Annotated in this window: 15 protein-coding genes; 9 read left to right on the top strand and 6 right to left on the bottom strand. The window is 65.2% G+C overall.

The window, feature by feature from the left end; all coding sequences use genetic code 11:
• Positions 1-16: 16 nt before the first annotated feature.
• From J3S28_RS12445 to J3S28_RS12455, 3 genes are all read left to right on the top strand, one after another.
• Positions 17-337: a DivIVA domain-containing protein gene (locus J3S28_RS12445; protein WP_084892161.1), complete on the top strand. Its 321-nt coding sequence runs from the start codon at positions 17-19 to the stop codon at positions 335-337.
• 133 nt (positions 338-470) lie between these two features.
• Positions 471-644 carry a DUF3117 domain-containing protein gene (locus J3S28_RS12450; RefSeq protein WP_084835037.1) on the top strand — a complete coding sequence of 58 codons (174 nt, stop codon included), beginning with the start codon at positions 471-473 and terminating at the stop codon, positions 642-644.
• A 34-nt stretch (positions 645-678) separates the two neighbouring features.
• Positions 679-1515: a putative RNA methyltransferase gene (locus J3S28_RS12455; RefSeq protein WP_207841022.1), complete on the top strand. Its 837-nt coding sequence runs from the start codon at positions 679-681 to the stop codon at positions 1513-1515.
• Here the strand turns inward: J3S28_RS12455 and glgA are convergent.
• Complete coding sequence (gene glgA, locus J3S28_RS12460; RefSeq protein WP_207841023.1) at positions 1488-2660, bottom strand: glycogen synthase; 1173 nt, start codon at positions 2658-2660, stop codon at positions 1488-1490. The genes J3S28_RS12455 and glgA overlap by 28 nt on opposite strands.
• 153 nt (positions 2661-2813) lie before the next feature.
• Between glgA and glgC the strand changes: the two genes are divergently transcribed.
• On the top strand, positions 2814-4031 hold the full coding sequence (gene glgC / locus J3S28_RS12465; RefSeq protein WP_207841024.1) for a glucose-1-phosphate adenylyltransferase: 1218 nt from the start codon (positions 2814-2816) through the stop codon (positions 4029-4031).
• A 295-nt stretch (positions 4032-4326) separates the two neighbouring features.
• Here the strand turns inward: glgC and J3S28_RS12470 are convergent, their stop codons facing one another.
• The 3 genes from J3S28_RS12470 to cofD are packed head-to-tail and all read right to left on the bottom strand — an operon-like array spanning position 4327 to position 7266.
• Positions 4327-4893, bottom strand: a complete 567-nt coding sequence (locus J3S28_RS12470) for an NUDIX hydrolase (RefSeq protein ID WP_207841025.1) — start codon at positions 4891-4893, stop codon at positions 4327-4329.
• Positions 4890-6254, bottom strand: coding sequence for a coenzyme F420-0:L-glutamate ligase (locus J3S28_RS12475; RefSeq protein WP_207841026.1), 1365 nt, complete (start codon positions 6252-6254; stop codon positions 4890-4892). The genes J3S28_RS12470 and J3S28_RS12475 overlap by 4 nt, the downstream gene beginning before the upstream one ends.
• Positions 6247-7266 (bottom strand): 2-phospho-L-lactate transferase, encoded by a 1020-nt coding sequence (gene cofD / locus J3S28_RS12480; protein ID WP_207841027.1) that lies wholly within the window; start codon positions 7264-7266, stop codon positions 6247-6249. The genes J3S28_RS12475 and cofD overlap by 8 nt, the downstream gene beginning before the upstream one ends.
• 487 nt (positions 7267-7753) lie before the next feature.
• On the opposite strand from cofD, the gene J3S28_RS12485 reads away from it, so the two are divergent.
• Positions 7754-7987 carry a WhiB family transcriptional regulator gene (locus J3S28_RS12485; RefSeq protein ID WP_168186967.1) on the top strand — a complete coding sequence of 78 codons (234 nt, stop codon included), beginning with the start codon at positions 7754-7756 and terminating at the stop codon, positions 7985-7987.
• A gap of 66 nt (positions 7988-8053) precedes the next feature.
• Here J3S28_RS12485 and J3S28_RS12490 read toward each other — a convergent pair whose 3' ends face one another.
• Positions 8054-8557, bottom strand: coding sequence for a metallopeptidase family protein (locus tag J3S28_RS12490; protein ID WP_207841028.1), 504 nt, complete (start codon positions 8555-8557; stop codon positions 8054-8056).
• 75 nt (positions 8558-8632) lie between these two features.
• On the opposite strand from J3S28_RS12490, the gene J3S28_RS12495 reads away from it, so the two are divergent.
• Positions 8633-9070, top strand: a complete 438-nt coding sequence (locus J3S28_RS12495) for a DUF3499 domain-containing protein (RefSeq protein WP_207841030.1) — start codon at positions 8633-8635, stop codon at positions 9068-9070.
• On the opposite strand, the gene J3S28_RS12500 is transcribed toward J3S28_RS12495, so the two are convergent.
• Complete coding sequence (locus J3S28_RS12500) at positions 8991-10229, bottom strand: phosphatase PAP2 family protein (protein ID WP_207841031.1); 1239 nt, start codon at positions 10227-10229, stop codon at positions 8991-8993. The genes J3S28_RS12495 and J3S28_RS12500 overlap by 80 nt on opposite strands.
• Before the next feature lie 116 nt (positions 10230-10345).
• Here J3S28_RS12500 and J3S28_RS12505 point away from each other — a divergent pair, with 116 nt between their 5' ends.
• From J3S28_RS12505 to manA, 3 genes are all read left to right on the top strand, one after another.
• Positions 10346-11752, top strand: a complete 1407-nt coding sequence (locus J3S28_RS12505; RefSeq protein WP_207841033.1) for a phosphomannomutase/phosphoglucomutase — start codon at positions 10346-10348, stop codon at positions 11750-11752.
• A gap of 88 nt (positions 11753-11840) precedes the next feature.
• On the top strand, positions 11841-12935 hold the full coding sequence (locus J3S28_RS12510; protein WP_207841034.1) for a hypothetical protein: 1095 nt from the start codon (positions 11841-11843) through the stop codon (positions 12933-12935).
• Positions 12935-14170 (top strand): mannose-6-phosphate isomerase, class I, encoded by a 1236-nt coding sequence (manA, locus tag J3S28_RS12515; protein WP_207841043.1) that lies wholly within the window; start codon positions 12935-12937, stop codon positions 14168-14170. The genes J3S28_RS12510 and manA overlap by 1 nt, the downstream gene beginning before the upstream one ends.
• Positions 14171-14199 lie beyond the last annotated feature (29 nt).

Below are 14199 nucleotides of genomic sequence, written 5' to 3' on the forward strand. Positions count from 1 at the left end.
GTGGGATAGTGGTGAAGTGCTGACACTACTTCTGTACCTGGTGATCATGGTGGCGGTGATCGGGGTCGTGTTCGCGGTGGTCTGGCGGGTTTTCGGACGTTCAGAGGATCTGCCACCGCTGGAAAAAGGGACAACGCTGACGCGGTTGCCACGGGCGGGCATCACCGGCGATGACGTTCGGGGACTACGTTTTGCACAGGTGACCCGGGGTTACAAGGCCGGCGAGGTGGACTGGGCGCTGGAGAAGTTGGCACGAGAGATCGACGAATTGCGGAACGCCCTGCACGACCTGCAGGCGCGGGATGAGATCGAAAGCCCAGCGCAAGGGGCAGAATAACCTGAGCCGGGTCCGTAGTATGGAATCGGAATCCAAGCAACGTGAACCGCGCGGTGTCCAACGATTGATGGCACCAACCTAATAAGATCAGACTTCGACGCCGACTGCGGCAGCGAATCTGAAGGGAGCAGAGATGGCGGCGATGAAGCCACGGACCGGGGACGGTCCCCTTGAAGCAGCCAAGGAAGGGCGAGGAATCGTCGTGCGCATACCTATCGAGGGCGGCGGCCGACTGGTAGTCGAGCTGACGGCCGATGAGGCAGCTGCACTGGGTGAGGAATTGCGTGGGGTGACCACCGCTTCGTAGCGGGGTCAGATCAACCAGAAGGAGACGATCGACCGTGCTTTCCGCAGTGGTCGATCTGTTGTGTTGTCCGGTGTGCCGGGCCCCGTTCGAGCGTGCCGATCGCACGCTCTGGTGTGGCCAGGGGCATAGCTTCGACCTGGCCAGGCAGGGGTACGTCACCCTGCTGGGCGGCGCCGGCAACAATTTTCGTTCGGATACCACCGAAATGCTCGCCGCCCGAACACGTTTCCTCGATGGCGGCTTCTTCGACCCCATCATGCGCGCGGTCAACGAGGAGTGTGCGGACGACTCCGCCATCCTCGACATGGGTGCCGGCACCGGGCATTACCTCGCTGCGGCGGTCCGTCATTGCGGCGGGCGCGGGGTGGGTGTGGACCTTTCCAAGCTGGCCGCCAGGCAGATCAGTCGACTCGACGGCCGGATCGGCGCGGTCGTCGCCGACGGCTGGCAACCATTTCCGATCGCCGACGGCGTGATCGATGTTGCGTTGTCGATCTTCTCACCGCGTAACGTGGCCGAGTTCGCCCGTGTGCTCGCGCCCGGCGGGCGACTGGTCGTGGTCTCGCCCACGCCGCGGCACCTGACCGAGGTCGTCGGGAGTGTCGGGATGATCGGGGTGGACAAGGAAAAGTCCGTACGGATCGGCAACAGTATGGCCGGCTACTTCACCCGTACCGAAAGATCGTTGTTGGAGTATCCGATCACGTTGTCCCACAGCCAGGTTGTCGACGTGGTGCTGATGGGCCCGTCGGCATTCCACCTGACCGAACACCATGTGACCTCGCAGCTGACCGGGTACGCCGACCCGATGACGGTCACGGTATCCGTGACGGCCGCGGTGTATCAAGCTGATTCGGTGACCGACTCGTAGATCTTCATGGTCTGTTCGGCAATCGAATCCCACGAGAACTCAGCGATCGCACGTTCTCGCCCGGCGACGCCCATCGCGGTGGCCAGGGTGGGGTCGGCGATGACCCGGTTGACCGCTGCCGCGAGGTCGTGTTCGAAGTCGTCTGTCCTGTCTTCGTCGTAGTGCACCAGTAGTCCGGTGACCTCGTCGCGGACCACCTCGGGTATGCCGCCCACGTCCGAGGCGACGACCGCAGTGCCGCAGGCCATCGCCTCGAGATTGACGATGCCGAGCGGTTCGTAGATCGACGGACATACGAAAACGTCTGCTGCTGAAAGTATCTCGCGGATCTTTTCGAGAGGGAGCATCTCGCGTACCCAGAAGACGCCGTTGCGGGCTTTCGAGAGTCTGTCGACGGCGTCCGCGATCTCGGCCCCGATCTCGGGGGTGTCCGGGGCTCCGGCACACAGCACGAGCTGTAGATCGGGATCCATGTGATGGGCCGCGGCGACGAGGTGGCGAACCCCCTTCTGACGCGTGATCCGGCCGACGAACACCGCGATCGGCCGATCGGGGTCGACGCCGATCTCACGCAACACCGACGTCGCCTCGTCGGGCGCGCTGGAGGGCTGCCACTTCACGGTGTCTATACCGTTGCGAACCACGTGGACCTTGTCGGGGTCCAGCCGGGGGTAGGCGTCGCAGACGTCGATTCGCATGCCCGAGCTGACGGCGATCACCGCGTCGGCGTACTCGACGGCGTTCTTCTCCACCCAGCTCGACACCCGGTATCCGCCGCCGAGCTGCTCTGCCTTCCACGGCCTGCGGGGCTCGAGTGAATGTGCGGTCAACACATGGGGAATACCGTGCAGCTGTCCGGCGAGATGTCCGGCCAGCCCGGTGTACCAGGTGTGCGAATGGGCCACCTGGGCGCCCTCGGCCGCAACGGCCATCCGCAGATCCGCCGACAGCGTGGTGATCGCGGGGTTGGCGCCGACGAGTTCCGGGTCCACGCCATAGACGTGTGCGTCCTCGCGTGGAGCGCCCATGCAATGCACGTCGACCGTGGCGAGCCGGCGCAGGTGAGCGACCAATTCGGTGACGTGTACGCCGGCTCCGCCGTACACCTCTGGCGGGTATTCCCTGGTCATCATTGCCACGCGCATACTCCAAACGCTAATGGTCCGGTGGCTTCGGCGCCAAGTGCGCGGGAAAATTGCCTCGACACAATCGTGGAGAATTGTCCCGACGTGACAAGCGATTTCGACGGATCGGCCGGTCCTATGGCCGCGGCGTCGGATGCCGGATAGGTTTAAGGGGTGATTTCACAGCGCCACGTGCTCGGGATAGTCCTCGCCGGCGGCGAGGGAAAGCGACTTTTTCCCTTGACGATGGACCGTGCCAAACCTGCAGTTCCATTCGGTGGTGGATACCGGCTGATCGACTTTGTGCTGAGCAACCTGGTCAACGCCGGGTACTCCCGCCTGTGTGTGCTCACCCAATACAAGTCGCACTCACTCGACAGGCACATCTCGCAGACGTGGCGGCCGTCCGGTTTCAACGGCGAGTACATCACCCCCGTCCCCGCGCAGCAGCGACTGGGCCCACGCTGGTACACCGGTAGCGCCGACGCGATCTTCCAGTCTTTGAACCTCGTTTACGACGAAGAGCCCGAGTACATCGTCGTCTTCGGCGCCGATCACGTCTACCGGATGGATCCGGAGCAGATGGTCGAGGCGCACATCGCCTCCGGTGCCGAGTGCACGGTTGCGGGTATCCGGGTTCCACGGGAGGAGGCCACCGCCTTCGGTTGTATCGACTCCGACGACAGCGGCCGCATCACCCAGTTCCTCGAGAAACCCGCCGATCCGCCGGGCACCCCGGACGACCCGAACGCGACGTTCGCATCGATGGGCAACTACGTGTTCACCGCAGACGCCCTGGTGGCCGCGATCAAGGCAGACGCCGACAATCCCGACTCCGACCACGACATGGGCGGCGACATCATCCCGGCCTTCGTCGAGCGCAACGAGGCGTTCGTCTACGACTTCAAAGACAATCAGGTCCCCGGCGCCACCGACCGTGACCGCGGGTACTGGCGAGACGTCGGAACCCTCGACGCCTTCTACGACGCCCATATGGACCTGGTGTCGGTGCACCCGATCTTCAACCTCTACAACCGCCGCTGGCCGATCCACGGGTCCGCCGACTACCTGGTGGCACCGGCGAAGTTCGTCAAGGGTGGCCTAGCGCAGGAGTCCATGGTCGGCTCGGGGAGCATCGTCTCCGCAGCCACCGTCCGCAACTCCGTGCTCTCCTCGAACGTGATGATCGAAGAAGGCGCCACCGTCGAGGGCAGCGTCCTCATGCCCGGCGTCAGGATCGGCAAGGGCGCTGTGGTGCGCAAAGCGATCCTCGACAAGAACGTCGTGATCTCGCCCGGCCAGATCATCGGTGTCGACGAAGAACGCGACCGCGAGCGATTTGCCATCAGCAGTGGCGGGGTCGTTGCCATCGGTAAGGGTGTCAGGGTCTAGCGGTTCTTGGTCCGCCGGGCTTGGTTTCGTAGTCGGGTCGCCAGCTGTGTTTTTTCGCTCCGCTTCGCTGCGCGGGCGTGCGGCCCTTCATCGCGTGCTCTTCCTCAGTCGACTCAGTCGCTGCGCTCCCTCGCTCCATCGTCCAGAGCACGCGGGCCGCACGCGGGCGGGGCGAGTTCGCTCTGCTCACCGCCCTAGGTGGCCTTCCGTCGAGCGGGCCGATACTGCCGTTGAGCGTGCCAAAGATGCTGCCCAGCGTGCCCAAACAGCCGCCGAGTGGGCCCTGATTGCGCCGTCAGGAGACGCGAAGTGCCGCGGCGATGAGCTCGGGAATTGCCGGCAATTCGGTGTTCTCGGGGAGTGCGTCGATCGGCCACCAAGCCAAATCGACCGACTCTTCGCTGCGGACGAAGTCGGGCAGCGCACCATCGGGGCCGTCGACCGCCACGGCGACGAACCGTAGATCGAGATGACGCGTCGGTATACCCAGCGAGCACGTGATCGGATGCGTGTGAACCTGCACCAGTTGCGGTTCGGCGACCAGGTCGGAGATCCCGGATTCTTCCTGCGCCTCGCGAGTGGCCGCGGCGACGATGGTGGCATCGGACTCCTCGCAATGGCCGCCGAGTTGAATCCACTTGCCCACCCGTGGATGCAATGTCAGCAGCACATGGGTCCGGGCAGCGTTCAGCACAATGGTCGACGCCGTGATGTGTCCGGCCTCGCACGCCCGGAGACATCCGAGAGGTGCCGCGGCGAGGAACGCCAACACGGTGTGTCGCAACGAGTCCTGGTGTGGGTCCGACGTTGTCCACGTGGTGAGCAGCTCCGTGGCGGACTGATGCAGCGATTCTGCACTCACAGCTCCACCACCAGGTTCTCGATCTCGGCCGGCGGCCGTGGCCCGTCGTCGGGGGAATCGGGATACCCGACGGCGATCGCACCGAGAGGCTCCCAATCCGCGGGTAGTTCCAACTCGCTGCGGACCAGGTCCGGCGTGAAGATCGTCGAACCGACCCAGCAGCTACCCACCGAACGTACCGCCAGCGAGACCAGCAATCCTTGGACCGCTGCGCCGGCGGCGACAGTGAACATCGTGTGCTCGGCGGTATTGCGGACGGCATCCGGATAATCGTGTCGGCCTTCGGAGGTGAGAATCGGGATGACCACCTCTGGTGCGTCGTAGAGTAATTGCCCTCTTGCCACGCGTTTGTCGATCGACTCGGCCGACTTCTCGTCGGCGGTCAGATCGGCACGCCACCGCTTCGACATCGCGTCGAGTAGTCGCACGCGCCGATCGCGGTCACGCAGCCAGATGAACCGCACCGGGTGGCTGTGATGTGGAGCAGGTGCGGTCAGCGCTTCGGCGAAGGCTTCGTTCATGACGTCGGCCGGCACCCGGGCCCTCGCGTAGCGGCGGACCGATCTGCGCATCAGTTGGGCTTGTCTGCGACCGAGGTCGATGGCCTCGGTGGTTCCGAGCCAGAACAGATCCTCGGCTCCTGGTCGAACCAGATCTCTTGCCGTGGTGCCGTTTTCGCGGGGACGCAGACCGCGCACCACGGCGACCGGAATCTCTCCGAGCTTGCCCTTGACCAGGTCTGCGGCGGCGGCGAGCTCGTCGACGACCGCGATGTCGGTCACGATGAGCGCATTGCCGTACTCGTCGACCGATCCCTCATACGGGTGCGTGACGGCGATGCCCGAGGCCCCGATCGTCTGGTCGGTCTGTCCGACGCGCCAGGCCCGTCCCATCGTGTCGGTGATCAACACGGCCACCTCCACCGAGAGGAGCTCTCGTAGCGCTGAGCGCAACGCTGCCGCGCTCGCGTCGGGATCGACGGGCAGCAGCGCCAACTCGTCCCCGTCGACGTTGGAGCCGTCGACGCCGGAGGCGGCTTGCACGATGCCGAGCCGATTCTCTGTGATCAGAGTCCGGCCTTTGCGGGCCACCACGCGAACCGCTTCGGAGTCGACGAGTGCGCGCCGGGCGGCATCGCGGGCGTCGGGGTCGGTCGGCGCAGGCACCATGCGACCTTCGACCTTGGAGATGATCTTGCTCGTCACCACCAGGATGTCGTCGTCACGCAGCCAGTTCGCCGCGGATGCCAGAGCACCGGCGAGGTCGTCGCCCTTGCGAAAGCGGGGTAGGCCGGTGATGGGGAGGATCTCCAGGGCGCCGGGAGCAGCGTGGTCCCCGAGGTCTGCGGTGTACTCACTCATAGGACACGCCGACGAGATCGCAGGCCGCGCGGACCATCTGGGCGGTCGTGGTGGGGTCGGTCATCAGCAGGGGTACCGACTGCACCGCGACACCGGGCACGTCGGCGGTGTCGCCTGTGGCGATGAGCCAGCCATCGAGGACCCCGTTCTCAGAACGGGCGCCGTAGTGTCGCCCGACCGCTTCCGCGGTCGTCTCGACACCGATGACCGACAGACATTCATCGGCCATGCCGCGCAGTGGACGATTGTCGATGATGGGGGAGATGCCTACGACCGGCGCGCTGGTGGTCCGCAACGCGCCGCGCACGCCGGGAACCGACAGGATCGCACCCACGCTGACAACAGGGTTCGATGGCGCCATCAGGATGATGTCGGCGTCGGCGATCGCCTCGAGCACGCCCGGGGCGGCCTTCGCATCGTCGGAACCCACCTGGGCGAAACCGTCGGTCGGTATCTGGGCGCGGTAGCGAACCCACCACTCCTGGAAATGGATGGCGACCTTCTCTTCGGCCTCTCCGTCGCCGCTGCCCGGCCGGGTCACGACGACGTGGGTCTCGTGGCGGTCGTCGGTGGCCGGCAGCAGCCGCACACCCGGGTCCCACCGCTTGCACAGTGCGGCAGTGATGTCGCTGAGGCGGTAACCCGCGTCGAGCATCTGGGTCCGGATGAGGTGGGTGGCGAGATCTCGGTCGCCCAGGCCGAACCAGTCGGGGTCACCGCCGTACGCGGCCAATTCTTCTTTGGCATGCCAGGTTTCCGCCCGCCGGCCCCAGCCCCGTTCGGGGTCGATGCCGTCGCCGAGCGTGTACATGCAGGTATCGAGGTCAGGACAGATCCTCACCCCGTGCATCCATGCGTCGTCGCCGACGTTCACGATCGCCGTCACCTCATGCGGGGACGGGACGCGTCCGGACGCGAGCACCTCTGGGAACGCGGTGGGTCCCAGAAGCGTGCGTACCCCTTGCAGAAACCGGGCGCCACCGACGCCACCGACGAGAACCGTCACCTTCACAGGGAACCAGGGTAGGCGGTCTTCCGAAGTGCCTCGCACCGAGCCGACTACACGTAACGTTGGGGACAGGGGTGTAGTGAGGACGACCGGAGTCCGGGGCGCGTTCGAACTGTTCGATACTCTTGGGTGCACTTTTCAGTGGCGATTTCGGCATCAACCCCGTGTCGAGACTCGGGAATCGGCGGTGGGGGTGATAAAGCAATTTCCCGCTGAGCTTGACCTGGACACCTGAAACCGTGTCTAATCACATCAGTGTCATTCCAAGTTTTGACAGCGAGAATTGTTGCAGGACTTGGTGATCGATCACTTGTTCGAATCAGATTGACCAACTGCACAATTCGAAGTGAGATGAGGAGGCGGGACGATGGCTCTTGAACACGTGGCTACCAACAGCCTTGAACCGCAAGTCGATTCGCAATCGAACGCAACCGAAAACCAACTAGATGATCGTCCTCGCCTGAGCCTGGTCACATCCGCATTCGATGATATGTTCGAAGACATCGAAGACCAGTGGCAGGACCGTGCGCTGTGCGCACAGACCGACCCGGAGGCGTTCTTCCCCGAAAAGGGTGGATCGACTCGGGAAGCAAAGCGCATCTGCCAGGGCTGCGAGGTGCGTTCTGAATGCCTTGAGTATGCCCTGCACAAGGACGAGCGGTTCGGCATCTGGGGCGGGTTGTCCGAACGGGAGCGCCGGCGTATCAAGCGCGGCATCGTCTGACCTTCTGAGCCTGAATTTTGTTGTACCGCAATAACTCTTGAGTTGCCGGCGCTTGTCCCGGTGACGTCACGATGGTGGGTCGATGGTGTCCTCGTCGACGCCGAGGTGGGCTGCCACCTGCTGGACCAGCACCTCGTGAATCAGATCCAACAGATCCGCGCCCTTCGTCGCGCGACTCTCCAGCGGCCTGCGAAACAGCAGAATCCGCGCCTTCGTGGCCCTACCTGCGGAGTCCATACCGGACGGGATGAGCCTGGCCAGGGGGATGGGGCCATCCGCGGTGACCTCCGCAGGCCACTGGACGGTATCGGGGTCCCTCGGCAACATTCGAGGCACGTCGTCGACGGCGAGGTCCAATCCGGTCAGCCGGCTGTGCCATCGCGCGTCGATCTCGGCGAATGCCTCCAGAACCATCGCGTCGAAGCTCTGGGCCCGGCTCGTCCAGGCGGGCACATGCGGCGGAAGCAGTGTCGACCGCAATCCGCGACCACGACGATCCCTGACCCGCGGAACACCGCGACCACTACGGCGACGCCGCGGGCGGGCCTGTGGAGGTCGAATGTGAGCCATAGGCCGCAAGTCTAAGCAGTCGGCTGCGGTGTGTCCTGCTTCGACCCGCCGGGTGGTCGGGATAATCTTCCTACCGTGAGGCTCCCACGTCAGTGTTCCAGGCCCGGCTGCGCCAATCCGGCGGTGGCAACCCTGACTTTTGTGTATTCAGATTCCACCGCCGTCGTCGGGCCGCTGGCCACGTCGGCCGAACCGCACTCCTGGGATCTCTGCGACACCCACGCAACCCGGATCACTGTCCCGCGCGGCTGGGAGATGCTGCGCAGCGAGGGCGGCTTCGCCCCGCCACTGCGCGACGAGGACGATCTGACCGCGTTGGCCGACGTCGTGCGTGAGGCATCAGGCGGGGGATTGGTGCCGCGGTCGGCTCCCGTCGCCTCGTCCGACGCCTCGAGTCCGCGTATCCGCTCGCATGGTCGCCGCGAGGAGTCCCTCAGCGGGCCCGATCCGCTTCCCCGCCCACGACCCGGCCGCCGGGGACATCTTCGAGTCCTGCCTGATCCCGTCGACTGAGTTCCTCGGTCTCGGTCATCGCAGCGCTCGGCAGATCGACCATGTCGGCCTCGGGCTTGTCGACGGCTCGCCTGGCTCTGCGCCGGGACCATGCTTTTTCGCCGTAGTTGCTGCCGATCATCACCAGCGCGGCCAGGCCCCAGCCGAGTAACACGTCGATCACATAGTGCTCCGCCGAATAGACGAGCGTGAACGCCATGATGAGCGCATAGCCGGTGAACAGGGTGCGACCGAGGGCCTTGGTGCGGGACCACATGAACATCGCGAGCAGCGCCGTCACACCCGCGTGCAACGACGGGATCGCCGCCACCTGGTTGGACTTCTCCTGGCCCTGCTCGAGAACCGTCCGGACCGGGCCGAAGTGCAAGACGTCCCAGCCGCGGCTCGAGATCCGTTCGGTGTACGGCGCTGCGCCGGGGTTGGTTGGCTCGACCGGGCCGAGGAGTCCGCCGCCGGGAGCGTCCTGGACCGGTTCGGTGATGCAGGGCGGAAAGGCCGGGCCGTCGACAACTTCTGCCGTGGTGCACTTTGCCGCGGCCCATGGCGGCGCGGCGGGAACCATGATGTACCCGATCAGCCCGAGGAAGAAGATCGCGACGAAGCGCAGGACGAACTTCTTCCACTGGACCCGATCGCGCAGCCAGAGGTAGCCGGCCAACGCGTACGGGACGATGAAGTAAGACATGTAGACAGCGCTGGTGATGACTTCCCACCACTGGGGCTCTGCCATTTTGAGGTGTTCCTGCAACCACACGGTCGGCACGACACCGAACATCCAGCGATCCGCATCGACAGGCCATTCCCACTGCGTCGGCATCCCCAGGAATGCGGCGATACCCCGGGTGGAGTCGTAGACCGCGAGGAGGATGCCGAACGGGAGCCAATCGCGGACGACAGACAGGATGTTGCGGCGTCCGATCGATGCGGCCGCGAGCCCGATCGCGATGGCGAGCAGGACGTACGACCTGCTGAACGACATCGTCCGAGTGCCGAGCAGCACGAGGAGCGTGAGGGCCCAGATCGTCACGGTCACCCGGCGCACGAGGACCAGGTCGAATGTGGTGGACCCGAACCGCGCCGCGGTGAACTCGGCGAAACGCACCCGGGAGTACCAGGATGGAGTCGGGTCTTCGGTGTGCTTACTCTGCAGTTCCGTCATGGTTATCCGGCGGCCCCGTTGCCCGCGATCGCTCGCGGGCCACTGAAAGCGGACCTCGACCCGACTAGGGTTGAACACATGCGGGACTCTTCGAGTCCCCGATCACGCACCCGCACATGACAAGAAGGAGCCAACCTGTGAGTGGTCCCGCAAAGGTCTTCAGTTCCGAACTCGTGAGCGCTGTCATCAAGGCCTACGACGTGCGTGGACTGGTGGGGAGCCAGATCGACGAGGATTTCGTCAGGGCGGTCGGAGCTTCGTTCGCGCGGCTGATGCGGGCCGAAGGTCAGAGTGCCCTGGTGGTCGGCCACGACATGCGTGAATCGTCGCCGGTGCTGGCCGCGGCCTTTGCCGATGGCGCGTTGGCCGAGGGGCTGGACGTGACGATGATCGGTCTGGCCTCCACCGATCAGCTCTACTACGCATCGGGTGATCTCGACCGGCCCGGGGCGATGTTCACCGCGAGTCACAACCCCGCGAGTTACAACGGCATCAAGTTGTGCCGGGCGGGCGCCAAACCGGTCGGCCAGGACACCGGTCTCGCCACCATCTCGGCGGAACTGGTCGATGGCGTGTCCACACCTGAGGTCGCCAGGGGAACTCTCACCGAGCGCGACGTACTCGCGGACTATGCGGCGTTTCTGCACAAGCTCGTCGATCTTTCCGGTCTGCGGCACTTGACGGTCGCCGTCGATGCGGGCAATGGCATGGGAGGTCACACAGTTCCGGTGGTCCTCGGCGGTTGCGAGGTGTTCACCGTACGGCCACTCTACTTCGAGCTCGACGGAACCTTTCCCAACCACGAGGCGAATCCGCTCGATCCAAAGAATCTGATCGACCTGCAGGCCTACGTCACAGAGACGGGCGCCGACATCGGGTTGGCGTTCGATGGTGACGCAGACCGCTGTTTTGTGGTCGATGAGCTGGGTGAACCGGTTTCGCCGTCGGCGGTGACCGCGCTCGTGGCCGAGCGGGAACTCGCGAAGAACCCCGGTGCTTCCGTGATCCACAATCTGATCACCTCACGGGCGGTTCCTGAACTCGTCCGCGAGTTGGGTGGTACTCCGGTGGTCACGCGAGTTGGGCATTCGTTCATCAAGCAACAGATGGCCGAAACAGGCGCGGTTTTCGGCGGCGAGCATTCGGCGCACTACTATTTCCGCGACTTCTGGGGTGCCGACTCGGGACTGCTCGCCGCGCTCCACGTCCTGGCCGCCCTCGGGGCGTCCGACGAGCCGCTGTCGAAAATCATGTCCCGCTACGAACGTTATTCGAACTCGGGCGAGATCAATTCCACGGTGGACGACCAGGCCGCCCGCACGGCGGCAGTGTTGGCGGAGTTCGCCGATGAGACCGCGGGCACCACCAGGATGGACGGGGTGACGGTCGACCTGACCGATGGCTCGTGGTTCAACCTGCGTGCCTCGAACACCGAGCCGCTGCTGCGGCTCAATGTGGAGGCGGCGTCGCCCTCGCGCGTCGACGCACTGGTGGAGCGGATCCTCGGGGTGGTTCGGGGTTGAGAGCGGAACGTTGCCGGGCAGACGTCGACGGGTCGTGGGCTTGCGTGTGAGACGCCGCCTGATCGGCTCGGAGCACTAGGCTGGTGACATGCTGACCGGAGCTCCCGACCTCGACGATGTCGCCGCCCTGACGGATGCCGACGTCGAAGGTCTGCTGCCCGCGTCCGCGCTGGCCGGAGCACAGGTGCGTGCCGTTGTCGCGGCACGCGAGGAAGGTGCGCTCGAGCCGTTGCGGCATCTGCGGCCTCGCGCGGTCGTCGTCGTCTGCGGCGACGGGACTGCCGGACGCGCGACGGATCTGGTGCTGGCCCTGGTCGGCCCGCATATCGACGTGCCACTCATCAAGACCGCCGTCCTGCCGTCGTGGATCGGGCCGTTGGATGTGGTGGTCGTCGCCGGCGACGACGCGGGTGATCCGCGTCTTGCCGAGGCCGCGTCGAGGGCAGGTCGGAGACAGGCCGAGGTCGTTGTCGCCGGGCCTCTCGAGGGTCCGTTGCGCGAATCCCTTGGTGGACCGGTGCTCGACATGTCCCCGCGGATACGCGTACTCGAACGTTTCCGGTTCGCACACTACGTTTCGGTGCTCGTCGCGGTGCTCGACAACCTGGATGCTGTCCGGATGTCCGGCGAGCGGGCGAAGCTGGCGGAGCTGGCTGACGAACTCGACCGAGAAGCGGCAGGCAACCATCCCGGTAACGAGATGTTCCACAACGCTGCCAAGGAACTCGCCGCCCGGGTGGTCGGCAGACCGACCGTGTGGACCGCGGAGACCCCGGCCGGAATGGCTCTGGCCGCACACGCGGCGCGAACCTTCTTCGCGAGCGCTGGAAGTATCAGTGTGGCAACGGATCTGCATGACGTGGTGGCCGCGGGGCGGCTGCTGCACGGCGCGGCGTTGCCCACCGACTACGATCCAATCTTCCATGATGCGCAGATCGACGGTCCTGCCGCCGAACCGGTACGAGTCCAAGTGCTCACCACCCCCGATCGGGAATGGCTTGCCCGTCGTCTCACCGCGACCCTGCCGGAGGTCGACATACAGATCAGCGGTCCCGCCGAAGCACCGACCGGCGAGTCGCCGCCGTCGGGCCCGCCTGGGTTGGGAGATCTTGTGCCTCTGATGATCCTTGCGCTGCGGACCGATATGGCCGGTGCCTATCTGCGACTGGTGGGGGAACGCTGATGCGCCTGCTCGACGGCGTGGTCAGACCGTATGCCTGGGGGTCGCGGACCGCGTTGGCCGATCTGCGTGGATTGCCGACCCCGAGTGCTCACCCCGAAGCGGAGTTGTGGTTCGGCGCGCATCCGGCGGCGCCGGCGCCGGCGCACGATGGCAACTCGACAGCGACGCTGCTCGAGGTGATCGATTCTGATCCCGCGGGTCAGCTCGGCGCACAGTGTGCTGACCAATTCGGCGGACGTCTGCCGTTCTTGTTGAAGGTGCTCGCGGCAGAAGAACCGCTGTCCCTGCAGGCGCATCCCAGCCTGGAGCAGGCGAAGGAGGGATTCGCGCGCGAGAATGCGCAGGGGATCGAGGTCGGGGCCGCCAACCGTAATTACCGCGACGACAACCACAAACCGGAACTCGTCGTCGCTCTCACCGATTTCGATGCGCTCGCAGGCTTTCGCGATATCGCCGACACCGTCGAGTTGCTGCGGGTCTTGCAGGTACCTGAGTTGGACAGCCATCTGGGTATGCTTGCGGGGCAACCTGATCCGCAGGGGCTCCGAGCCCTGTTCACCACGTGGATCACCCTTCCGGAATCGGCGTTGTCGGTGCTGATCCCGGCCGTTCTGGCCGGGGCGATCCGATACCTCGAATCCGGGCAGACGCAATTCGCACTCGTGGCCCGGACCCTGCTCGAGATCGGCGAGAACTACCCGACGGATCCCGGGGTGCTCGCCGTGTTGCTGCTGAACCGGGTCGCTTTGAAACCCGGGCAGGGACTCTTCCTCCCGGCCGGCAATCTGCACGCGTACCTCGGTGGTACGGCCATCGAGGTGATGGCGAACTCCGACAACGTCTTGCGTGGAGGGCTGACACCCAAGCACGTCGACGTCCCGGAACTGCTCCGCGTGCTCGACTTCACCCCTGTCACCCCAGCGGACATCGCCCCGACGGTGCACACCGTCAACGCCGAAATGATCTATCAGGCGCCGGTTTCGGAGTTCCGGCTGTCCAAGGTGGAGTTGGACGGAACCGGTATGCGCCGGCCATCATCGATCTTGTTCGATGTCCCCGGCCCGCAGATCCTGCTGTGTACCTCCGGATCGATCGAACTGCGCGGATCGGCCAAGCAGTTGCTCGTACCGCAAGGGTCTGCGGCCTGGATCGGCGACGATGAGCCCGACGTCGTGGTGCACGCGGCGTCGGCCCATTCGACGTTTTTCCGTGCGCTTGTGCCGGGCAACTTCTGACTTTCCCCCGTCGAGGCCGCGTCGACCGG

This window comes from Williamsia soli (genome assembly GCF_017377795.1).
Lineage (GTDB): Bacteria > Actinomycetota > Actinomycetes > Mycobacteriales > Mycobacteriaceae > Williamsia > Williamsia soli.